The organism is Aquabacterium sp. (assembly GCF_035476535.1).
GTDB lineage: Bacteria > Pseudomonadota > Gammaproteobacteria > Burkholderiales > Burkholderiaceae_C > Pseudaquabacterium.
Window position 1 is genome coordinate 16,454 of record NZ_DATILJ010000264.1, and the last position, 21,304, is coordinate 37,757.

General features: G+C 69.7%; 19 protein-coding genes. 5 read left to right on the top strand and 14 right to left on the bottom strand.

The features are described from left to right. Positions 1 to 53: 53 nt before the first annotated feature. Positions 54 to 1,259 (top strand): alanine transaminase, encoded by a 1,206-nt coding sequence (gene alaC, locus VLK61_RS26330; protein WP_325425599.1) that lies wholly within the window; start codon positions 54 to 56, stop codon positions 1,257 to 1,259. A 62-nt stretch (positions 1,260 to 1,321) separates the two neighbouring features. On the opposite strand, the gene VLK61_RS26335 is transcribed toward alaC, so the two are convergent. From VLK61_RS26335 to VLK61_RS26400, 14 genes are all read right to left on the bottom strand, one after another. Continuing rightward, the gene (locus VLK61_RS26335; RefSeq protein WP_325425601.1) at positions 1,322 to 2,497 is read right to left on the bottom strand and encodes a GGDEF domain-containing protein; all 1,176 of its coding nucleotides are present in this window, start codon (positions 2,495 to 2,497) and stop codon (positions 1,322 to 1,324) included. Positions 2,498 to 2,668: 171 nt separating this feature from the next. After that, a complete protein-coding gene (locus VLK61_RS26340) occupies positions 2,669 to 3,478 on the bottom strand; it encodes an amidohydrolase family protein (RefSeq protein WP_325425603.1) in 810 nt (269 codons plus the stop codon). 7 nt (positions 3,479 to 3,485) lie between these two features. Next, complete coding sequence (locus tag VLK61_RS26345) at positions 3,486 to 4,511, bottom strand: tripartite tricarboxylate transporter substrate binding protein (RefSeq protein ID WP_325425605.1); 1,026 nt, start codon at positions 4,509 to 4,511, stop codon at positions 3,486 to 3,488. Positions 4,512 to 4,557: 46 nt separating this feature from the next. Further along, a complete protein-coding gene (locus VLK61_RS26350; RefSeq protein ID WP_325425607.1) occupies positions 4,558 to 5,298 on the bottom strand; it encodes a GntR family transcriptional regulator in 741 nt (246 codons plus the stop codon). Between the two features lie 146 nt (positions 5,299 to 5,444). Beyond that, positions 5,445 to 6,725 (bottom strand): MFS transporter, encoded by a 1,281-nt coding sequence (locus VLK61_RS26355; RefSeq protein WP_325425609.1) that lies wholly within the window; start codon positions 6,723 to 6,725, stop codon positions 5,445 to 5,447. A gap of 79 nt (positions 6,726 to 6,804) precedes the next feature. Then, positions 6,805 to 7,590 (bottom strand): phosphonate ABC transporter, permease protein PhnE, encoded by a 786-nt coding sequence (gene phnE / locus VLK61_RS26360; protein ID WP_325425611.1) that lies wholly within the window; start codon positions 7,588 to 7,590, stop codon positions 6,805 to 6,807. Between the two features lie 32 nt (positions 7,591 to 7,622). Then, complete coding sequence (locus VLK61_RS26365; RefSeq protein ID WP_325425634.1) at positions 7,623 to 8,456, bottom strand: PhnE/PtxC family ABC transporter permease; 834 nt, start codon at positions 8,454 to 8,456, stop codon at positions 7,623 to 7,625. A gap of 34 nt (positions 8,457 to 8,490) precedes the next feature. After that, complete coding sequence (locus tag VLK61_RS26370) at positions 8,491 to 9,318, bottom strand: phosphonate ABC transporter ATP-binding protein (protein WP_414636869.1); 828 nt, start codon at positions 9,316 to 9,318, stop codon at positions 8,491 to 8,493. Between the two features lie 38 nt (positions 9,319 to 9,356). Continuing rightward, positions 9,357 to 10,250, bottom strand: coding sequence for a putative selenate ABC transporter substrate-binding protein (locus VLK61_RS26375; RefSeq protein WP_325425614.1), 894 nt, complete (start codon positions 10,248 to 10,250; stop codon positions 9,357 to 9,359). Between the two features lie 110 nt (positions 10,251 to 10,360). Next, a complete protein-coding gene (locus tag VLK61_RS26380) occupies positions 10,361 to 11,872 on the bottom strand; it encodes a CYTH and CHAD domain-containing protein (protein ID WP_325425616.1) in 1,512 nt (503 codons plus the stop codon). A 74-nt stretch (positions 11,873 to 11,946) separates the two neighbouring features. Next, the gene (locus VLK61_RS26385; RefSeq protein ID WP_325425618.1) at positions 11,947 to 12,120 is read right to left on the bottom strand and encodes a hypothetical protein; all 174 of its coding nucleotides are present in this window, start codon (positions 12,118 to 12,120) and stop codon (positions 11,947 to 11,949) included. A 128-nt stretch (positions 12,121 to 12,248) separates the two neighbouring features. After that, entirely contained in the window at positions 12,249 to 14,276 is a 2,028-nt protein-coding gene (locus tag VLK61_RS26390; protein WP_325425620.1) for a S9 family peptidase, read from the bottom strand. Positions 14,277 to 14,374: 98 nt separating this feature from the next. Beyond that, a complete protein-coding gene (gene glpK, locus VLK61_RS26395; protein WP_325425622.1) occupies positions 14,375 to 15,868 on the bottom strand; it encodes a glycerol kinase GlpK in 1,494 nt (497 codons plus the stop codon). An 18-nt stretch (positions 15,869 to 15,886) separates the two neighbouring features. Continuing rightward, a complete protein-coding gene (locus tag VLK61_RS26400; RefSeq protein ID WP_325425624.1) occupies positions 15,887 to 16,654 on the bottom strand; it encodes a DeoR/GlpR family DNA-binding transcription regulator in 768 nt (255 codons plus the stop codon). 193 nt (positions 16,655 to 16,847) lie between these two features. On the opposite strand from VLK61_RS26400, the gene glpD reads away from it, so the two are divergent. The 4 genes from glpD to VLK61_RS26420 all read left to right on the top strand — a co-directional run. Continuing rightward, entirely contained in the window at positions 16,848 to 18,476 is a 1,629-nt protein-coding gene (gene glpD / locus VLK61_RS26405; RefSeq protein ID WP_325425626.1) for a glycerol-3-phosphate dehydrogenase, read from the top strand. Further along, positions 18,467 to 19,546: an ABC transporter ATP-binding protein gene (locus VLK61_RS26410; protein ID WP_325425628.1), complete on the top strand. Its 1,080-nt coding sequence runs from the start codon at positions 18,467 to 18,469 to the stop codon at positions 19,544 to 19,546. Before glpD ends, VLK61_RS26410 begins: the two co-directional genes overlap by 10 nt. Before the next feature lies 1 nt (position 19,547). Beyond that, positions 19,548 to 20,588: an ABC transporter ATP-binding protein gene (locus VLK61_RS26415; protein WP_325425630.1), complete on the top strand. Its 1,041-nt coding sequence runs from the start codon at positions 19,548 to 19,550 to the stop codon at positions 20,586 to 20,588. Continuing rightward, the coding region (locus VLK61_RS26420) for a carbohydrate ABC transporter permease (protein WP_325425632.1) at positions 20,585 to 21,304 on the top strand (720 nt) is incomplete at its 3' end. The genes VLK61_RS26415 and VLK61_RS26420, both read left to right, overlap by 4 nt.

The following is a 21,304-nucleotide window of genomic DNA, read 5'->3' on the forward strand; positions in this document are numbered from 1 at the left end:
GCGACCCACGTCGCTCGGACGGTTCCGGGCGCTTACGTTGAAAGAGCAACCCCATGTCGGCTTCCCCCGGCCAGCGCCGCTTTGCGCGCATCGATCGCCTGCCCCCTTACGTCTTCAACATCACCGCGGAGCTGAAGCTCGCTGCGCGGCGGCGCGGCGAAGACATCATCGACATGAGCATGGGCAACCCCGATGGCGCCACGCCCGCGCACATCGTGGCCAAGCTCACCGAAGTGGCGCAACGCCCGGACACCCACGGTTACTCGGCGAGCAAGGGCATCCCGCGGCTGCGGCGCGCCATCTCGCACTGGTACCGCGACCGCTACGCCGTCGAGATCGACCCCGACCGCGAAGCCATCGTCACCATCGGCTCCAAGGAAGGCCTGGCCCACCTGATGCTGGCCACGCTGGACCGCGGCGATTCGGTGCTGGTGCCCGACCCCAGCTACCCGATCCACATCTACGGCGCGGTGATCGCCGGCGCGGACATCCGCTCGGTGCCCTTGGTCGACGGTGTCGACTTCTTCGCCGAACTTGAGAAAGCCATCCGCGGCAGCTACCCGAAGCCGAAGATGATGGTGCTGGGCTTTCCCAGCAACCCCACCGCGCAGTGCGTGGAGCTGGACTTCTTCGAGCGCGTGATCGCGCTGGCGAAGAAGCACGAGATCCTGGTGGTACACGACCTGGCCTATGCCGACATCGTGTTCGACGGCTGGAAGGCGCCATCGATCATGCAGGTCAAGGGCGCCAAGGACGTCGCGGTGGAGTTCTTCACGCTGAGCAAGAGCTACAACATGGCCGGCTGGCGCATCGGCTTCATGGTCGGCAACGCCGACCTGGTGCATGCACTCGCTCGCATCAAGAGTTATCACGACTACGGCAGCTTCACGCCGGTGCAGGTGGCGGCGATCGCTGCGCTCGAAGGTGACCAGCAGTGCGTGAAGGACATCGCCGCGACCTACCAGAAGCGGCGCGACGTGCTGGTGAAGGGTCTGCGGGAGGCCGGCTGGATGGTGGATTGCCCGAAGGCGTCGATGTACATCTGGGCGAAGATTCCCGACGCCTACCGCGCGCTCGGTTCGCTGGAATTTGCCAAGCAGCTGCTGGCCAAGGCCCGCGTCAGCGTCTCGCCCGGCATCGGCTTCGGCGACCATGGCGACGATCACGTGCGCTTTGCGCTGATCGAGAACGAGGCGCGCATCCGCCAGGCGGTGCGCGGCATCAAGGCGATGTTCAAGCAGGATGGGGTGGCGGGCTGAGGGCGGTTTGCTGTTTCAGCTTGCAAAGCTGAAACTGCAAAACCGATGTGGCGCATTCACCCTCACGCCGCCAGCGGCTCCGGTGCCGCCAGCGCCACCCGGTTGCGACCATCGGCCTTGGCGCGGTAGAGCGCCTGGTCGGCGCGCAGCAGCACGCGGGACTCGTCTTCCGACGGGCCGCGCCATTCCGCCACGCCCCAGCTGGCGGCCAGCGGCAGCGGGCCTTCGGGGCGCGGCAGCGGCTGCGCGCTCAGGCGCTCGCGCAGGCTTTCGGCCACCGCGGCGGCTTCGGCCAACGTCAGCCGCGGCAGCAGCACGACGAACTCCTCGCCGCCGAAGCGGCCGAGCCGGTCGACATCCCGCAGGCCGGCTTGCAGCAGCGCCGCGACATGCTTCAGCGCCGCGTCGCCGACCGGGTGGCCGAAGCGGTCGTTGATGGTCTTGAAGTGGTCCAGGTCCAGCATCACCACCGCGAAGGTGTCGCCGGCGCGGCGGCTGCGCGCCAGTTGCTGGTCGATGGCTTCCTGCATCGCGCGGCGGTTCAGCAGGCCGGTCAGCCCGTCGTGCCGCGAGCGCCAGTTCAGCTGATTCACCAGCCGGGCGACGACCAGTGCCATCAGCGTGGCGTGCAGCGTGGCCACCAGCACCACCACGACCAGCGCGGTGCCGACATTCAGCGTGCTGTTGGCCGCGATCTCGGTGGCCAGTGCCTCAGGTTTGAGCAGCGTGCGCATCGCACGCCCGCCGGCATTGAGGCCGGCCACCAGCAGCGGCAGCGCCAGCAGGATCGGCCAGCGCAGGCGCAAGACCTTGCGGGCGTGGCGGTACAGGTCGAACGAGATCCACAGGTACATCGTGGTGCTGATGCTGTAGTGAACCACTGCCTGCTGCGGCCGCCAGGCCGGGTCGGTGCCGACCCACGAGGCCAGCGCGGCGATGGCCAGCAGTGCCAGGTGGATGTGCACCCGCCGCGGCTGGCCGGTGAAGAACCACACGCCGCGCTGCAGCAGCATCAGCGAGCCCAGCGCTACCAGCACGCCGGCCATCGGCAGCGCCTGCAGGTGTGTGGCCAGCAGCAGGAAGGTGAGGGCGCCGGCGGCGGCATAGGCCGCCCAGTGCAAGGCGGCGGCCCGCGTTTCGACGATCCACCACGCGCCGATGCCCCATAGCACGGCGGCCACCGCCTGCATCATGGCCAGCATCAGGAAAGCCATCTCCGACGGCGAAAGGCTGGACAAGGCCACGTCGTCCCCAACGATATTTTGTTGGCCGGGGGTATAGCACACGGCCGCGGGCCCAGGGGCGCAAGGCCGCAAGGCCGCAGGCCCAGGGCACCAGACTGCGGGCTCGGCAGCACAACACCGCAGGTTCAAGGGCACACGCCCTCGGCCGGAGCGGTCAATCCAGCCTCAGCGGTACAGGCGCCATGGGTGCTCGCAGCGCAGGGCCTGGGCGAGCGTCGGGTCCAGCGCGTCGTGCACCGGCTGCCAGGTCGCGTCGTAGGGCAGGTCGGGTGCTTGGCCCAGGCTGGTGTGCGGCCAGTCGGAGCCCCACAGCAGCTGGCGGCCGAACAGGCCGGCCGCGCGCTGCAGCGGTGCGTGCAGCGCACGGTACGGTGCCTGCGCCTGCAGGCGATACCAGCCCGAGAGCTTGAGCCACGCCCCGCCAGCGGCCAGCGCTGCCAGCGCGGACCAGGCGGGCGCATCCGTCGGCGTGTCGGCGGCGATGCCGGCCAGGTGGTCGAGCACGAAGACCAGGCCGGTCTGCCGTTGCAGCGGCAGCAGCGCCGGCAAACCGGCCGCGTGCAGGTACCACTGCACGTGCCAGCCGCGCTCCTGCAGGCGCGGCGCCAGTCGGTGCAGCAGCGCCGCCGGATCGCTTGACGCACCGACCGGCGACACCTGGTTGAAGCGGATGCCGCGCACGCCGGCGGCATGCAGCGCATCCAGCTCGGCGTCCGACACCTCGGCGGCCACCACCGCCACGCCGCGGTGGTGCCCCTGGCCGGCGCGCAAGGCCTGCAGCATCAGGCCGTTGTCGCTGCCATAGACGCTGGGCTGCACCAGCACCAGGTGGCCGACGCCGGCCGCCGCGGCCCGCGACTCGATCTCGGCCAGCGTGCGGGTCGGCGGCCGGTAGTGGCCGGCGAGCACCGGTGCATCGGCGTCGAACACGTGGACGTGGCAGTCCCAGCCGGCGAGCTCGGGGGCAGTTTTCATCGGCGCCTCAGTCTCGCTGGATGCCACGTTCGCGCACCAGCTGAGTCCATTGCGCCTGCTGCTGCTTCAGGAACGCAGCGGCGCGCAGCTCGTCGCCGGCAAAGATGTCGCCGCCCAGCGTGCGCACGCGGCCGATCACCTCGGCATCGTCCTTGACCCGGCGCAAGGCCGCCACCAGGCTGGCCTTGACCGCAGGGGCCAGGCCGGCCGGCGCCAGCACCGGGTTCCACTCCAGCACCTCGTGGCCCTTGACGCCGGCTTCTTCCATCGTCGGCACCTCGGGCAGCGCGCGCGTGCGCAGCCGGCTGGTGACGGCCAGCGCGCGCAGCTTGCCGGCCTGGATGTGACCCATGGACGAGGCCACGTTGGCAAAGAACAGCGGCACCTGGCCGCCCATTACATCCGTCATGGCCGGACCGCCGCCGCGGTAGGGCACGTGGTTCAGCTCGAGCTTCGCGAGTTGCTCGAACAAGGCGCCCGCCAGGTGCTGCGCCGAGCCGTTGCCGGACGAGGCATAGGCCACCTGCCGCGGTTTGGCGCGTGCCAGGCGGACCACGTCGGCCACCGAACGGGCCTCGAAGCCCGGCGTGCACACCAGCACGTTCGCGAACTGCGCCACCACGGCCAGCGGCACGAAGGCGCTGGCCGGGTCGTAGGGCAGCTTCGCGAACAGCGCCGGGTTGACGGCGAAGGACGACGCATCGACCAGCAGCGTCGTGCCGTCCGGCGTGGCCCGAGCGACATGGCCGGCGGCGATGGTGCCGCTGGCCCCGGGCCGGTTTTCGACGATGACCGGCTGGCCCAGCGCCTCGGCCAGCCTGGGGGCGATCAGCCGGGCGATCAGGTCCGCGCCGCCGCCTGGCGGGTAGGACACCAACAGCGTGAGGGTCTTGCCGCCGGCAATCGGCGCTGTGGCGGTTGGGGTGGCCTGTGCGGCTTGGCCGCGCGGCAGCAGCCCGGGCAACAGGGCCGATGCGGTGGCGGCGCCAATGAGGCGCCGGCGGGTCGTCGAAGACGGGCGGGTGGGGGTCAAGCGAACTCCTTCAAACAAGGCATCGAACCGGGCTTCAAACCGAACTTCAAACAATCGCCACGGTGTACTGGAAGGCATGTGCGTCGCCGCGCGTGCAGCGGTATTCGACGCAACGGCCGGCCAGGTCGAAGGCCTGGCGCCGCACCAGCGCGCAGGGGTGGCCGGTGGCCAGGCGCAGCGCCTTGGCGTCGGCGGCGCCGAGCTGGCCGAAGCTGATCTCGTCGACCGCGCGGTGCACATGCAGGCCGCAGGCCGTGGCCAGGTGCGGGTAGAGCAGGTCGCCCCAGCCGGCGGTGTCGCTGTCCAGCAGCGCCGCGCAGCGTGGCAGCGGCAGCCAGATCTCTTCGACCAGGCGCGGCACCGCGTCCAGCGAGCGCAGGCGGCGCAGGCGCAGCGCCGCTTCACCCGGGCCGATGCCCAGCTGGCGCGCCACGGCGGCCGGTGCGGCCAGCGCCTGGCGCGAGACGATGCGCGAAGCAGGCACCTCGCCGGCACCGTCGCCGAAGCGGAAGAAGCGCAGCATCGGCGCGCCGGCGAGCCCCGAGCGCACGAAGGTGCCCTTGCCGTGGAGGCGCTCCACCAGCCCCTGCTCCGCCAGCAGCGCCAGTGCCTGGCGCAGGGTGCCCAGCGCCACGCCGTGCTGCGCGGCCAGGCCTTGTTCGGGCGGCAGTGCGCTGCCGGGTGGCCATTCACCGGCGACGATGCGCGCCTTCAGCGCGGCGGCCAGCGCGCCATAGCGGCTCTGGCCCAGCGGCGGATCCTGCGGTACCAGCGACAAGGTGGACATATTCAACTAGACCTCTAGAGGACTGGATGAAATGTAGGTGACCGCCGATCGCTCGTCAAGCTGCGTGCGCCACGTCCCCGCCGTTCGGCGACGGCCCGGTCGGCGGCCGGATCCAGGCGCACATCGTTACCCTGCAGCGCCTGAGCTCAGCGGCGGCCTCTGCGCCGGCCCGCCAGCAGGGCGGCGCCGGCGAGCGCTTGAACGCCGGCTGCCACGATGAAGAACAGCGCGGTGGACCGCGGCGACCCACTGGCCTGGCCCGCCGCCGCCGATGCGGACAGCAGCACACCAAAGAGCGCTGGCGCAAACGCATAACTCGCCTGCGCGATGGCCACCACCAGCGCCACGACACGCGCAGTGTCCTGACGCGCGAAGTCGCTTTGCGCGATCAGCGGCGGCAGCGAGGTGGCGTTGCCGAGGCCTGAGCCGAACAGCACGATGCCGAGCAGCATCGTGCCGGTGGCGACGCCGTCGGCCATCAGCATCAGCAGCGATCCCAGCGCCTGAACCGCGTAGCCGGCGGCCGCCACGATGCGCCGATCGCCAACGCGCGGCAGCAGCCGCGTGGCGGCGCTGCGGCCGGCGATCGCACATGCCGTGGCGCCGCCCATCACCAGTCCGGCATGCTGTGCGCCCAGGCCTGGCGCCAGCAGCGAGAACAGGTGCGCCAGCAGGCCGATCTGCGCGAACAGTCCGGCCGCCATGCCGAAGGCCAGCGACTGGAACGCGCGGTCGCGCCAGAGCCTGGCGCCCGGCAGTGCGGCGTGGTCCGCGACAGCGGCCTCACGCGCCGACGGCGCCGCCACCTCGCCATCGGGCTGCTGGCCCAGACCCTGCGGCGTGTGAGCGAACACCCAGCGCCCCAGCGCCGTCATCAGGACCACCGTCACCAAGCCCACCGCCGCGACGGCGCCGGCGAAGCCGAAGCCGGCGATCAGCGCCACCCATAGCGGCGAGAACAGCACGCCGCCGATGCTGGCGCCGTTGTAGGCCCGGGACAGCGCGAGCGGCCGCGTGCGCACGAACCACGGTGCGATCACCGCGTTGACCGCCACCGCTCCCATCGTGACCCAGCCCATGCCGCTGAGCAGCGCCGCGGCGAACAACTGCCACGGCAGCCAGGCCAGGGCCCAGCCCAGCAGGCCGGCCATGGTGAGCACCGAACCGCAGACGAGGGTGGCCGGCACACCCACCCGCGCATGCCAGCGCGGCAGCCGGGTGATGACCAGCGCGCCGGCCAGGAAGTGCAGCGTCATCGCGGCCGACACCAGCGTCAAGGGCCAGCCGGTGCGTTGCACCACTGCCTGCAGGAACACCGGCAGCCCGTAGAAGCCGACGCCCCAGCCGAAGGCGGCCAGCACGAAGGCGCCGCGCACGACCCAGGCACCAAAGAACGGGACGGCCGGCGGCGTGGCAGTGAGAGTCATGCGGCATCGTCGCACCGCAAGTGCCGCTCACGGTTCGTCAGCGAACGAACGATGCCCGGCCTGCCGTGGGCGCGGCCTGTCAGCGCTCGAGCGCCCGCCGCGCGGCCCAGGACAGTGCGTCGACCACCGCCACCATCAGGATCATCGCGATCAGCACCGTGCAGCTCTCACGCATGTGGAACAGCCCGAGGTGGTAGTAAAGCATCTGCCCCAGGCCGCCGGCGCCGACCACGCCCAGCACCGCGGCGGCACGGATGTTGTTCTCCCAGCGGTACAGCGTGTAGGACAGCAGCTGCGGCCCGACCTGCGGCAAGGTGGCGAAGAGGAACACCCGCAGCGCGCTCAAGCCCCGCACGCGCAGCGCGAAGGCCGGCTCGGGCGCGGCGTTTTCGATGCTTTCGGCGAACAGCCGGCCCAGCACGCCGGTGGTGTGCAGCGCCAGCGCCAGGGCGCCGGGAAAGGGCCCCAGCCCGGCGGCGATCAGCAGCAGCGAGGCCCACACCAGTTCGGGAATCGAGCGCAACACGTTGAGCAGGCCGCGCGCCAGGCCGCGCAGCGCCAGTGCGCCGGCGTGCCCGCGGCCACTGGCCGGCAGCGCCAGCAGCAGGCCGAACAGCGTGGCCAGCGCCGTGCCGACGATGCTCATCGCCAGTGTTTCGAGCGTCGCGGCGCCGGTCTTGGCGAGGAAACCGGGGGCGAGCTGCGGCGGAAAGAAGCTGGCGGCGAACTTCAGCAGGCTGGCCAGCGCGCCGGGCGACAGGAAGTCGGCCCACTTCAGGTCCAGCGTGGCGAAGCTGGCCCCGACCAGTGCGGCCAGGCCGGCGGCAAACAGCCAGGCCTGGCGTCGCGGCGGCGGGGCTGCCATGTCTGATGGAGTCGCCACAGGCGTCGACCGGCTCATGCCAGCGCCCGCCTCAGCACCGCGCTCAAGCGGTCCGACAGCGCCACCAGCGCGATGAACACCAGCAGGATGCTGCTGACCTCCTGGCCGGCGAACATCTTGGCCGCGCTGTCCAGCTGCTGGCCGAGGCCGCCGGCGCCGACGAAGCCCAGCACCACCGACGAGCGGATCGCGCATTCCCAGCGGTAGACGGTGTAGCTGGCCAGCTCGGAGGCGCATTGCGGCAGCGTGCCGAACAGCAGCGCCTGCAGCCGGCCGCTGCCATTGCGCAGCAGCGCCTGGGTCGGGCCGGCGTCGGCGCTTTCCAGGATTTCGGCGTACACCTTGCCCAGCATGCCGCCGTAGGCAATGCCGATGGCCAGCACGCCGGCCGTGGGGCCGAGGCCGACCACGCGCACGAACAGCAGCGCCCACACCAGCTCGGGCACCGAGCGCAGCACGATCATCGCCCAGCGCAGCGCCTGGCGCAGCAGTGCCGGCCCGGGGCCCATGCGCGAGGCCAGCGCGCTGACCGACAGCCGCGCCGTAGCGCCCAAAGCGAGCGGCACCGCGATCAGCCAGGCGATGCTCAGCCCGGCGGTGGCGATGGCCACGGTGCGCCAGGTCTCGCGGGCCAGCAACTGCAGGAACTCGGCATCCGTGCGTGGCGGCACAAACTGCACCAGGAAGCCCAGCGTGGCGCGCAGGCTGCGCTCGTCGGCCAGTGCCCAGGGCTTGAATTCGGTCAAGGCCAGCAGCGGCCAGCCCACGGCCAGCGCCAGCAGCAGCGTGGTCCAGCGGCGCAGCAGCGCGGGATCACGCGCCGCGGGTGGCGTGGTCGGCAGCAGCATGGGCACGGTCTTCACGGGCGGCTTGTGGTGGCGCTCAGCGGCACATGGCCTGCGGCAGGCGGCCGGGCGCGGGAGCGTCGCCGGGCGCATCGGCTTCGGGCGGCAGCGCCGGCGCATCCGGGCTGTCGCTGCCGTACAGCGCGCGCACCTGGGCGTCGTCCAGCGCGCTGCCGGGCCCGTCGTAGACGATGCGGCCCTCGCGCAGCGCCACGATGCGCGGAAAGCGCCGCCGTGCCACCTCCACCTGGTGCAGCGTGCAGACCAGCGTGCGGCCGGCGGCGCGCGCGGCAGCCATCAGCTCGACGATGGCCAGCTCCGAGCGCACGGGATCCAGCGCCGACAAGGGCTCGTCGACCAGCCACAGCGCGGCGTCGGACACCAGCAGCCGCGCCAGCCCGACACGCTGGCGCTCGCCGCCGGACAGCCGGTCCACGCGCTGCCACAGCGTGTGCGCCAGGTCCAGCGCAGCCAGCGCTTGTTGCGCCAACGCGGCTTCGCGCGGATGCCACAGCGTGCGCAGGCTGGCCCACAGCGACTGCTGCGGCAGCCGCCCGGCCAGCACCGCGGTGACCACACGCTGGCGCGGCGGCAGCGGCGGCACCTGCGGCGCCAGGCAGACCTGGCCGCGCAGGCGCTGGCGCGCGCCGGACGACAAGGCCCAGGGCTCCTGGCCGAACAGCAGCAGGCGGCCTTGCTGCGGCCGCACGGCCATCGCGAGCGCGTGCAGCAGGGTGGTCTTGCCCGAGCCGGAGGCGCCGATCACCGCCAGCTGCTCGCCGGCGGCCAGTGTCAGGGTCACGGCCTGCAGTACCGGCGTGGCAGACAGCGGCGCGGCAGCCGCCACCACACCCTGCAGCACCACCGCGGGTGCCGGTGCAGGTGCCGGCGCCGCGGCAGGCCTCACTTCAGCAGCCCGGCGTTCTCGGCGGCGGCGCGAATGCCGCTGTAGTTCTCGGGCTTGCTCGGGATGAAGCGCGTGGCACGTTGCAGGCCGAGGATTTCCTTGCCCTGCGGCGTGCTGGCGTCCAGCGCCAGGAAGGCCTGCTGCAGCTTGTTGCGCAGATCAGCCGGCATGTCGGCATGCACGGTCCAGTTGTAGTCGTAGTAGCCGGGCGTGGTGTAGAAGACCTTGACCTTGCTCGTGTCGACCTTCTTGTCGGCGACGAACTTTTCCCACACCGAGATGTTCAGTGCGCCGGCGTCCACCTTGCCGCTGGCCACCGCGGCGATGGTGGCGTCGTGCGCGCCGGAGAAGCTCACACGCTTCAGGTCAGTGTCGGGGTCGATCTTCGCGGCCAGCAGGTAGTTGCGCGGCATCAGGTGGCCCGAGGTGCTGGACTGCGAGCCGAAGCTCAGTGTCTTGCCCTTCAGATCTTCGAGCTTGGTGATGCCGCTGGCGGCATCGGTGATGAAGACCGAGCGGAACTTCTCATCCTCCTCGCGCTGCACCAGCGGGATCATCTTGCCGCCCGAACGCACATGGGCCTGCACGAAGGTGAAGCCGCCGAACCAGGCCAGGTCGATCTTGCGGTTGACCAGCGTCTCCACCGCGGCGGCATAGTCGGTCACCGGCGTCCACTCGACCTTCATGCCGAGCTTGGCCTCGAGGTACTGGCCCAGCGGCGCGAACTTGCGGGCCAGCTCGGTGGGGGATTCATCGGGGATCGCGGTGACGCGCAGCACGGACTGGGCCTGGGCCGTGCCGAGCGCCGCCAGTGAACTGCACAGCCCGAGGCCGCAGGCCAGGGCGACGCGGCGCGCCACTCGGCCGAGACGAGAAAAGAGGGACGACATGAAGACAGCTCCTGGTGATGTTGGCATTGTCGGCGGCCAGTAGACCAGGGTTCGCAGCGCCGCCACCCGGCCTGTCAGGCGTCGTGCGTATCGGCCCCGGGGTGCCGGGATCAAGGAACGCGTGGCAGATCGGCCAGGCGCTCGACGGCCTGAACCGCCTTGCCCAACAGCTGTTCCCGCCGCGCGGCAATCCAGCCCACTGCAAACCAGGCCTGCGCGTCCTGCGGCAGCTGCGCGCGGAACAGCGCGTCGGCCACGCACAGGTCGTTGTAGCGGCCCAGCACATCTTGCGCCGGCCGCAGGCAAGCCAGGTAGCGCTTGACGGCCTTGGCGCGCGACAGGCCGGCGCTGAGCTCGACGCCATAACGCAAGCGTTTCAGCCGCTTGCGGGTGCGGTGCCGCGCCGCATCGTCGGCCGTGGCGAAGGCGCGTGCGTCGCGCTGCAGCTGGCGGTGCAGGCGCTTGAGGCGCTGGCGGGCCAGGGTGGCCAGCCGGGGCGCGTCGGCGGCCGCGCTTGCGCTCGCTTCGGCCGCCGTGTCGGTGGGCTGGGCCGGCGCCTCACCATGGGCAAATCGCATCAGGTCCAGCATCAGAGCGGTGCAGGCAGGTTCGCGACAGGTCTCTCCCGGCAGCGGATCGGCATCGGCTTCGGGCGGCGCCGACGGGGCGTGAAGAGCGGGCGCACCGGCCCGCATCAGTTCGGGCCAGACGGAAGCCGTCAGCATGTCGCGATCCCGCGCCGCGCCCAGCCGGCTGAACAGCGTGGCCAGCGCGGGTGACCAGCCGGCCTCGGTGGCAGGCGACCAGTCGCCGAACAGCCGCAGCGCGCTGCGCAAGCGGCGCAGCGCCACGCGCAGCTGATGCAGGTGCTCGGGCCCGCCGCTGTCGCCCGCCACCGCGGCGGCATTCGGCAGCGCGTGGGCCAGGCAGCTGCCGACCATGCAACGCAGCGCCGCATCGGGTGCGAGCCTGCCGTGCAGCGGGGGCGTGCGCGCCAGCACCGGCGGGTTGGCCGGCTCGCCGCGCGCCAACAGGTCGCCGCGTTCTGACTTGCTGCGCACGTCCAGCCACAGGCCATGGCGTGCCGCCCAGCGGCTGGCCAGGCTGGTCAGCGCGGCCACATCGCCACGCTTGAGTTCGAGCTCCAGCTCGCACACCGGCAGGCGCGCATCGCCGGCGCGGATCTCGCCGATGTCCAGCGCCAGTTCGATCAGCGCGCCGCCGCTGCGCAGCAGGCGTGTCGTGCGCCGGATGTCGGTTTGATACACCAGCGCCAAGGCCGGCGCGGCATCGTCCAGCGCGGCCAGCAGCTGCTTGCCCACCGGTGTGCCGGCATGGCGCTGGATGTCCAGCACCGGCACGCCGCCGCGCGCGCCGGCCACCGGCACCTCGTGCTCCAGCCGCTTCAGGTGGCCGTCACCGGCGCCCTTGAGGGTCTGCACCCAGCGCGGGCCTTCCTTGCGCATGCGCAGCGCCAGCGCGGCGGCGGCGAGGCGGCGATCGGGTGTGTCGAAGTAGCGGGCTTGCAGGCGCTGTGTGCTTGCAGCGGGTGTGTTCACCGCACGCTGCAAGGCCTGGCGCCGCTCGGCGGGAATCTGGAACTTCAGTTCGAGTTCGAACATCCTGGTGCACACCCTGGCCGAAGCCGGGTGGCACGCCGCCGCCCGGCCCAGGGCAGCTTAACGCAGGCTGGGCTTCAGCCCAGGCAGGCGAAAGCGATGGCCGCGCAGGCGGTGATCAGCATCAGCGCCATGGCCCAGCTGCGCTCGCCACGCTGGCCGCTGGTCTGCGGCAGGCCCTGGCCGCTGTGCGTGGCCTGCAGATTGCGCATCATGTCGGGGGACAGGTGGATCAGGGAAACGGGGTTCATGGTGGACTCCAGTGCGTGACCGGCAGTGTGGACGCCGCAGGTTTCAATGGTGCTACTGCCGCCCACTTTGTGCGTATCGTTTGTCGTCCAGCGTGTCGGGATACCGGTGGTTTCGCACACCGGAACCGTCATCGCGCCGGTGCGGCAGCGGCGTCCCCATGCCGCGCCAGCCACGCAAAGAATTCGGCAACCCACTGCCGTGAATTGCGCGGTTTCAGCACCCAGTGGTTCTCGTCCGGAAACCACAGCAGCCGGGCATCGACCCCACGCGCCTTCAGCGTGTTGTAGTAGGCCAGGCCGTTGGCGTCGGGCACGCGGTAGTCCTGGGCACCGTGGATCACCAGGGTCGGCGTGTTCATCTGTGCGGCGCTGGCGTGCGGGCTCTGCGCCAGCACCTTGGGCATGTCGTCCCAGTACCACGCATCCAGGTCTTTCGGGCGTTGGGCGTAGGAGTCCGCCGCGAAGGTCGCGATGCGGTCGAACACGCCGGCATGGCAGACGTAGGCGCGGTAGCGGCCGGCCGGCACATGGCCGTTCATCCACGCCACCATGAAGCCGCCATAGCTGGCGCCGGCGGCATAGAGCCGGCGCTTGTCGGCCCAGCGCTGGCGCAGCAGCCAGTCGCTGCCGGCTTCGATGTCCTGCAGCTCCAGCGTCGCCAGGCGGCCGACGATGCTGTCCTTGAAAGCCCAGCCGAAACCGCTGGAGCCGTGGTAGTTGACCTGCGCCACCACGTGGCCGCGCGAGGCCAGCAGGTGCGCGTTCCAGCGGTAGTTGAAGCTGTCGCCCGACGCGACGAACGGGCCGCCGTGGATGACCTGCATCACCGGGTGCTTGCGCCGTGCGTCGAAGCCGGGCGGGAAGGTCAGCCACATCTGCACGGCCTCGCCCAAGGCGCCGGTGAGCGTGACCTCCTGGGTCTCGCCGAAGTCCAGGCGCTTCAACAAAGCATCGTTGAAGCGCTCCAGACGCCGGCGCTCACCGCCGGCTTTTCCGCCCATCCTTCGCGCGAAGACACGCACCGGGTGGCTGTGGGCGTCTTCCATCGTCAGCACCAGCTCATCGCCGGGTGAGCCGGCGATGTCGAAGCCCTGCACCCAGCCGCCGGCGGTGACGATCTCGAAGCTGTCGCTGGCCAGATCGCAGCGCCACAGCGGGTTGCGGCCCCGGGATTCGGCGCTGAGGTACAGCGCGTGGCCGTCGCGCGACCAGACCGGCGCCGCACCGGCTTCATGGTCCCACTGCGTGCCCAGTGCGCGCCAGTGGCCGCCGCGGTCCAGCAGCGCGGGCTTGATCGGCATCGTGTGCTTGCGCCCGATCTGAGCGGCGAGCACGGCCACCTGCCGGCCGTCGGGGCTGTAGCGCGGCAGGTCGAAATCCCAGTCCGGCGCGTCGGCGATGCGGCGGACCCGGGGCGTGGCGAGTTCCAGTTCGGCGATGGCGCGGCGCTGGCCGGCCACCTTGACCGGCGCGGAGTCGAAGGCGAAAGCTACGCACCGGCCATCCGGGCTGACATCGAAGGGTTCGGGCGCCAGGTCGTCGCGCGGCAGCTCGAAGGGCGTGCCTTCGAACAGGTCGGTGATGCGCCCGCTGGCCAGGTCCAGCCGCAGCAGGTGCACCACGCGCGCCATCGGGTGCCGGTGGTCGAAGCAGCAGTGCTGCGCTTCACTGGTGGCGTAGCCCGAGGTCTTGCGTTCGTTGTGTTCCTTGTAGCGCCGGGCCTGGGCCTTGGCGCCTTTCAGTTCGGGCCAGACCCAGGCCGCGAAGACGATGCCGCGGCCATCGGGCAGCCAGCGGAAGGATTCGATGCCGGGCAGCACCTGAGCCGCGCGCTGCGCTTCGCCGCCGTCGGGCGAGACCAGGTAGAGCTGCGGCACCTCGTCCTTGTGGCCTTCTTGCTCACGGGTGCCAAGAAAGCCGATGCAGTCGCCGCGCGGCGACCAGGCGGGCCGGCTGTTCTTCGCGCCGTGCGTGGTCAAGCGCCGCGGCGGCGCCGAAGCATCGGTGCGCAGCAGCCACAGCTGCGTGCTGCTGTTGTTGTTCTCCATCGAGTACTGCGTCACGGCGCAGACCGCACGGGTGCCATCGGGCGACGCGCTGATGGCGCCGATGCGCTCGATGCGCCAGAGGTCTTCGGTGCTGATGGGCTTGCGCATGGGGCGGCCGCGCTGAAGTTCGTCGCGATGATAGCGACCGCGCGCGGCCCGGATGCGGGCCGTGTAGGGGCCGTGTGTGGGCCGTGTGCGACGCTGTGTTACACCGCCGTTGTCTGCCGCACCGCCCGCTCCCAGTTCGCCATCAGCTGCTGCGCGCGTTCCCGCGGCATCGTCGGGTGGAAGCGACGTTCCACCTGCCACAGCGCCGAGAGTTCATCCAGGTCCTGGTAGACGCCGGTGGCCAAACCCGCCAGGTAAGCGGCCCCCAGCGCGGTGGTCTCGACCACCTGCGGCCGCACGACGGGAATGCCCAGCAGGTCGGCCTGGAACTGCATCAGCAGGTCGTTGACGCAGGCGCCGCCGTCGACGCGCAACTCGGCCACCGACGAACCGCCTGACGCCTGCGCATCGCGGCTCATCGCCTGCAGCAGCGCCGCGCTCTGGAAGGCGATGCTCTCCAGCGCCGCGCGGGCGATGTGCGCCACTGTGCTGCCGCGCGTGAGGCCGACGATCGCGCCGCGCGCATTCGCATCCCAGTACGGCGCGCCCAGCCCGGTGAAGGCCGGCACGAACATCACACCGCCGGCATCGGGCACGCTTTCGGCCAGGCCCTGCACCTCGCCGCTGGCCTTGATGGCATTCAGCCCGTCGCGCAGCCACTGCACCACGGCGCCGCCGATGAACACGCTGCCTTCGAAGGCGAACTCCGGCTTCGCGCCGGGCTGTGCTGCAGCGGTGGTGATCAGACCGTTGGCCGAGCGCTGGAACTTCTCGCCGGTGTGCATCAGCATGAAGCAGCCGGTGCCATAGGTGTTCTTCGCCAACCCGGCCTTGAAGCAGGCCTGGCCGAACAGCGCGCTCTGTTGGTCGCCGGCGATGCCTGCCACCTTGATCGGCGCGCCGAACATCTGCGGCTGCGTCTCGCCGAACACATGGCTGGACGGGTGCACCTGCGGCAGCAGGCTGTCGGGCACATGCAGCAGCTTCAGCAGCTCATGGTCCCAGGTGTTGTGGCGGATGTCGTACAGCATCGTGCGCGAGGCATTGCTGACATCGGTGGCATGCACCTGGCCGCCGGTCAGCTTCCACAGCAGCCAGCTGTCCACGGTGCCGAAGGCCAGGTCGCCCTGCGCGGCGGCGATGTGCGCACCCTTCACATGGTCGAGGATCCAGCGGATCTTGGTGGCCGAGAAGTACGCATCGATCACCAGGCCGGTGGAGCGGCGCACCTGCTCTTCATGGCCCTGCGCGCGCAGCTGCGCGCACAACGGCTCGCCGCGCCGGTCCTGCCAGACGATGGCGTTGTGGATGGGCAAGCCGGTGCGGCGGTTCCACACCAGCGTGGTCTCGCGCTGGTTGGTGATGCCGATCGCGACGATGTCTTTGGCCGTTAGATTGGCTTGCGCCAGCGCCTGCTGCGCGGTGGCCAGCTGGGTCTGCCAGATCTCCTCGGGGTCATGCTCGACCCAGCCGGGTTGCGGGTAGATCTGGCGGAACTCGCGCTGTGCCATCGTGACGATGCGGCCGGCGCGGTCGAACACGATGCTGCGGGAGCTGGAGGTGCCCTGGTCCAGGGCGAGCAGATAAGTCATGGTCGTCCTTCGGTTCGGCTAAGCCAGAGCCACGTCCAGTTCCACGCCAGCATCGGCCAGCAGCGCCGGGAACGGGTCCGGCGGCATGCGGTCGGTGAAGATGCGGTCGATGTGGCTCAGGCGAGCCAGTTCCACCATCGCCGGGCGGTTGAACTTGCCGTGGTCGGCGGCCAGCCAGGTCTCGCGCGAATGATCGATGATCGTGCGTGCCACTTTCACTTCGCGGTAGTCGTAGTCGCGCAGCGTGCCGTCGGCTTCGATCGCCGAGATGCCGATCAAGCCGATGTCGACCTTGAACTGGCGCATGAAGTCGATCGTCGCTTCGCCGACGATGCCGCGGTCGCGCGAGCGCACCAGGCCGCCGGCGATGATCAGTTCGCAATCGGGGTTGTCCGACAGGATCATCGCGACGTTCAGGTTGTTCGTTATCACGCGCAGGCCGCGGCGGCGCACCAGTTCGCGGGCCACCGCTTCGATCGTTGTCCCGATGTTCAGGAACAACGAGCAACCTTCGGGAATACGTCCGGCCACCAGGCGTGCGATGGCGGTCTTGCCATCGGCGTTCATCGATTGGCGCTGCCGGTAGGCGATGTTCTCGGTGGTCGAGCTGAGCACGCGCACGCCGCCGTGAAAGCGCGCGACCAGACCGGCATCGGCCATGCGCTGCACATCACGCCGCACGGTCTGCAGCGTGACGTTGAGCTTCTCGGCCAGGGCTTCGACGGTGACGCTGCCGAGCGTGCTCACTTCGTCCAGCAATTGAGCCTGGCGGGGGTTCGGTGTCATGTGTTCGGTGGCGAATCGCTGCTGCGGTGTCGAGCCTAAATCGAACGAAAACGAATCCGCTTAGGGGAAAACCACGGCGGCCAATGTTCGTTTGAGAGGTATAAAGAAAAAAAGAAAAGCAAAACGAATCAAATCGCGTTGACCTGCCGGCCTTGAACAAGACCGGCGCTGACTGGCGGAGAGCACTGTTTCCATGGGTTTGCCACCACCGATCCCGCCCACGGGCGAGCTGCGGCCGGGCGCACTGTCGTCGGCCCGCGCCAGCGTGCCGCCGGCGGCCTGCGATGTGCTCGTCGTCGGCGGCGGCGTCAATGGCGTCGGCATTGCGCGCGACCTGTCCGGCCGTGGCCTGAAGGTGGTGCTGGTCGAGCGCGAAGACCTGGCACAGCACACCTCGTCGGCTTCGACCAAGCTGATCCATGGTGGCCTGCGCTACCTGGAGTACTACGAGTTCTCGCTGGTGCGCAAGGCGCTGGCCGAACGCGAAGGCCTGCTGCGCGGCGCACCGCACATCATGCGGCCGCTGCGCATCGTGATGCCGCACGACCCGTCGATGCGTCCGGCCTGGATGCTGCGCGCCGGGCTGTTCCTGTACGACCACCTGGCCAAGCGCGAGATGCTGCCCGGCTCCGCTTCGCTGAACCTGCGCCGCCATCCGTCGGGCCGTGCATTGAAGCCGCACTACACCAAGGGCTTCGTCTACTCCGATGGCTGGGTCGACGATGCACGCCTGGTGGTGCTGTGTGCCATCGACGCGGTGCAACGCGGCGCCACCGTGCTGACGCGCTGCGCCTGCACCGGCGCCGAGCGCCAGGCCGATGGCTGGGTGACCACGCTGCAAACGGCGGATGGCGTGACGCATCCGCTCAAGGCGCGCGCGCTGGTCAATGCCGCCGGGCCCTGGGCCGCGCAGTTCCTGCGTGATGCTGCTCATCGCCAGGACGTCAAGGCGCTGCGCCTGGTCAAGGGCAGCCACATCGTCGTGCCCAAGCTGTTCGACCACGATCACGCCTACATCTTCCAGAACCCCGACAAGCGCATCATCTTCGTGCAGCCCTACGAAGAGGATTTCACGCTGATCGGCACCACCGACATCGAGCACCATGGCGCCATTGGTGCCGCGAAGATCGACGACGAGGAAGTGCAGTACCTCTGCGAGCAGGCCAGCCGCTACTTCGCCAAGCCCATCCTGCCGGCCGACGTGGTGTGGAGCTACTCCGGCGTGCGCCCCCTGATCGACGATGAATCGAGCGACGCCGCGGCGGTGACGCGCGACTACCTGCTGGAGCTCGACATGCAAGGCGGCGCGCCGCTGCTCAATGTGTGGGGCGGCAAGCTCACCACGTTCCGCCTGCTCGGCGAAGAAGCCGCCGATCTGCTGAGCGGCCCGCTGCAGCCCGGCGCCCGCCCCTGGACCCATGGTGCGGTGATGCCCGGCGGCGACCTGCAGGCCTGGATCGGCAAACCACAGCGCCCGGACACCGACCTGCAGCGTTTTGCCTCGGTGCTGCAGCAGCGCCACCCGATGCTGCCCGCCGCGGTGCTGCGCCGCTGGGCCCGGCTGTACGGCAGCCGCGTCGAATTGCTGTTAGCGGACGGTGCATCAGCCGGCGCCGAAGTGGCACCCGGCGTCTACGAGGCCGAGCTGAACTATCTCGTGCGCGAGGAGTGGGCCTGCAGCGCCGACGACATCCTGTGGCGCCGCACCAAGCTCGGCCTGCACCTGGACGCCGCGGGCCGCGCCCAGGTGGCGGCCTGGTGCGCCCACCACATCCCCAAGGTCAGCGTGGAACCGGTATCGATGGAGAAGTCATGGAGCTGAGGCTCGAGAGCGTGGACAAGCAGGTGGGGGCGGCCACGCACCTCTACCCGCTGGACATGGTGCTGCAGCCGCATGCCGTGACGGTGCTGCTGGGTGCCACGCAGGCCGGCAAGACCACGCTGATGCGCCTGATGGCCGGCCTGGACCAGCCCAGCCACGGCCGTGTGTGGGTCAACAGCGAAGACGTCACCGGCATGCCGGTGCGCGAACGCAATGTCGCGATGGTCTATCAGCAGTTCATCAACTACCCGTCGATGACGGTGGCCGACAACATCGCCTCGCCACTGAAGCTGCGTGGCAAGGCCGACCGCACGACCATCGGCCAGCGCGTGATGGAGCTGGCGAAGAAGCTGCACATCGAGCCCTTCCTGCAACGCCTGCCGGCCGAACTCTCCGGTGGCCAGCAGCAGCGTGTGGCACTGGCCCGCGCCTTGGCCAAGAACGCGCCGCTGATGCTGCTGGACGAACCACTGGTGAATCTGGATTACAAGCTGCGCGAAGAGCTGCGGGAAGAACTTTCTGCGCTGTTCGCCACCGGCGACTCCACCGTCGTCTATGCCACCACCGAGCCGACCGAGGCCTTGCTGCTGGGCGGCTACACCGCCGTGATGGACGCCGGTGAAGTGCTGCAATACGGCCCGACGGCCGAAGTCTTCCAGCGGCCGAAGTCGATCCGCGTGGCGCGTGCCTTCAGCGATCCGCCGATGAACCTGATCGAGGCCAAGGCCGCGTCCATTGGCGTGCAGTTGAGCGGTGGCCTGCAACTGCAGGTGCCCCTGGCCCGGCAGTTCGATGGCGGCCTGACCGTGGGTGTGCGGGCGAGCGCCTTGCGTGTGCATCAGCGCGACAACGACGTGGCCTTGCCCGGCCGCGTGGAACTGGCCGAAATCTCCGGCTCCGACACCTTCGTGCATGTGCACACCGATGCTGGCGAAGTCGTCGCCCAACTCACCGGCGTGCACTACTTCGACCTCGGTGCCCCGATCACGCTGTACCTCGACCCGGCGCAGGCCTATGTGTTCGACCCCAAGGGCGAACTGCTGGTCGCGCCCGCGAAAAGAGGGAACTGACATGGCCCGCATCGACCTCGACCTGGCCCACGCCTACCGCCCGAATCCGAAGGTGGACGCCGACTACGCCCTGCTGCCGTTGAAGATGAGCTTCGACGACGGCGGCGCCTATGCCTTGCTGGGCCCTTCGGGCTGTGGCAAGACGACGATGCTGAACATCATCTCCGGCCTGGTGCGCCCCTCGCATGGCACGGTGAAATTCGGCGGCGAGGATGTCACGGCCAAGACACCGCAGCAGCGCAACATCGCGCAGGTGTTCCAGTTCCCGGTGATCTACGACACGATGACGGTGGCCGAGAACCTGGCCTTCCCGCTGCGCAACCGCGGCGTGGCGCCGGATCGCATCAAGGCCCGCGTCGGCAAGATCGCCGAAATGCTGGAGTTGTCTGCTCAGATGGACCAGCGCGCGGCCGGCCTGGCGGCCGACGCCAAGCAGAAGATTTCGCTGGGCCGCGGCCTGGTGCGCGAGGATGTCTCGGCGGTGCTGTTCGACGAGCCGCTGACGGTGATCGACCCGCACCTGAAATGGCAGCTGCGCCGCAAGTTGAAGCAGATCCATCATGAGCTGAAGCTGACGCTGATCTACGTCACGCACGATCAGGTGGAGGCGCTGACCTTTGCCGACCAGGTGGTGGTGATGACCCGCGGCCGTGCGGTGCAGGTCGGTTCGGCCGACGCGCTGTTCGAGCGGCCCGAGCACATGTTTGTCGGCCACTTCATCGGCTCGCCGGGCATGAATTTTTTGCCGGCTTCGCTGGTGCCTGCGGCCCCTGAATCCGCGGTGACAGCTGGCGTGCGGCCGGAGTACGTGACGCTGGCGCATGAGGGTGATTCCGGCGCTTTGTTGGCCACCGTCGTGCAGGTGCAGGACATCGGCACCTACTGGTTGCTGACCGCGCGCATTGGCGAAGCGACGGTGCGGGCGCGCTTGAGTCCGGATACGCAGGTGCCATCGACCGGTTCGACGGTGTGGCTGGGTGTGGTGGGCAGCCACACCTGTTTCTATGCCAAGGACGAAACCCTGATCGAGGTGGCGGCATGAAGCCGGTTAATCAAAAAGCCTGGTGGCTGGTGCTGCCGGTGTTCATCTGCGTCGCCTTCTCGGCGGTGCTGCCGCTGATGACGGTGGTGAACTATTCGGTGCAGGACATCATCTCGCCGGACCGTCGCGTCTTCGTCGGTACCGAGTGGTTCGCCTCGGTGATGCGCGACAGCGACCTGCATGCCGCGCTGCTGCGCCAGCTGACCTACTCGCTGGCGGTGCTGCTGGTCGAGATCCCGCTGGGCATCGCACTCGCGCTGGCGATGCCGGCGACAGGATGGAAGTCGTCCGCGGTGCTGGTGATCGTCGCCTTGTCGCTGCTGATCCCGTGGAACGTCGTCGGCACCATCTGGCAGATCTTCGGCCGGGCCGACATCGGCCTCTTCGGCGCTGCGCTGCAAAAGCTGGGCATCGACTACAGCTACACCGGCAACTCGCGTGACGCCTGGCTGACGGTGCTGCTGATGGACGTGTGGCACTGGACACCGCTGGTCGCGCTGCTTTGCTTCGCCGGCCTGCGCTCGATTCCCGACGCCTATTACCAGGCCGCGCGCATCGACGGCGCCAGCAAGCTCGCCGTGTTCCGCTACATCCAGCTGCCCAAGATGCGCGGCGTGCTGATGATCGCGGTGCTGCTGCGTTTCATGGACAGTTTCATGATCTACACCGAACCTTTCGTGCTGACCGGTGGCGGGCCCGGCAACTCGACAACCTTC

What these genes read in the sequence shown, in the direction of transcription:
- VLK61_RS26375 (WP_325425614.1), bottom strand. Translation starts at nt 10,250, where the DNA reads ATGTCGTCCCTCTTTTCTCGTCTCGGCCGAGTGGCGCGCCGCGTCGCC.
- glpK (WP_325425622.1), bottom strand. Translation starts at nt 15,868, where the DNA reads ATGACTTATCTGCTCGCCCTGGACCAGGGCACCTCCAGCTCCCGCAGC.
- VLK61_RS26385 (WP_325425618.1), bottom strand. Translation starts at nt 12,120, where the DNA reads ATGAACCCCGTTTCCCTGATCCACCTGTCCCCCGACATGATGCGCAAT.
- alaC (WP_325425599.1), top strand. Translation starts at nt 54, where the DNA reads ATGTCGGCTTCCCCCGGCCAGCGCCGCTTTGCGCGCATCGATCGCCTG.
- VLK61_RS26365 (WP_325425634.1), bottom strand. Translation starts at nt 8,456, where the DNA reads ATGCTGCTGCCGACCACGCCACCCGCGGCGCGTGATCCCGCGCTGCTG.
- VLK61_RS26390 (WP_325425620.1), bottom strand. Translation starts at nt 14,276, where the DNA reads ATGCGCAAGCCCATCAGCACCGAAGACCTCTGGCGCATCGAGCGCATC.
- VLK61_RS26410 (WP_325425628.1), top strand. Translation starts at nt 18,467, where the DNA reads ATGGAGCTGAGGCTCGAGAGCGTGGACAAGCAGGTGGGGGCGGCCACG.
- VLK61_RS26380 (WP_325425616.1), bottom strand. Translation starts at nt 11,872, where the DNA reads ATGTTCGAACTCGAACTGAAGTTCCAGATTCCCGCCGAGCGGCGCCAG.
- VLK61_RS26355 (WP_325425609.1), bottom strand. Translation starts at nt 6,725, where the DNA reads ATGACTCTCACTGCCACGCCGCCGGCCGTCCCGTTCTTTGGTGCCTGG.
- glpD (WP_325425626.1), top strand. Translation starts at nt 16,848, where the DNA reads ATGGGTTTGCCACCACCGATCCCGCCCACGGGCGAGCTGCGGCCGGGC.
- VLK61_RS26350 (WP_325425607.1), bottom strand. Translation starts at nt 5,298, where the DNA reads ATGTCCACCTTGTCGCTGGTACCGCAGGATCCGCCGCTGGGCCAGAGC.
- phnE (WP_325425611.1), bottom strand. Translation starts at nt 7,590, where the DNA reads ATGGCAGCCCCGCCGCCGCGACGCCAGGCCTGGCTGTTTGCCGCCGGC.
- VLK61_RS26400 (WP_325425624.1), bottom strand. Translation starts at nt 16,654, where the DNA reads ATGACACCGAACCCCCGCCAGGCTCAATTGCTGGACGAAGTGAGCACG.
- VLK61_RS26340 (WP_325425603.1), bottom strand. Translation starts at nt 3,478, where the DNA reads ATGAAAACTGCCCCCGAGCTCGCCGGCTGGGACTGCCACGTCCACGTG.
- VLK61_RS26415 (WP_325425630.1), top strand. Translation starts at nt 19,548, where the DNA reads ATGGCCCGCATCGACCTCGACCTGGCCCACGCCTACCGCCCGAATCCG.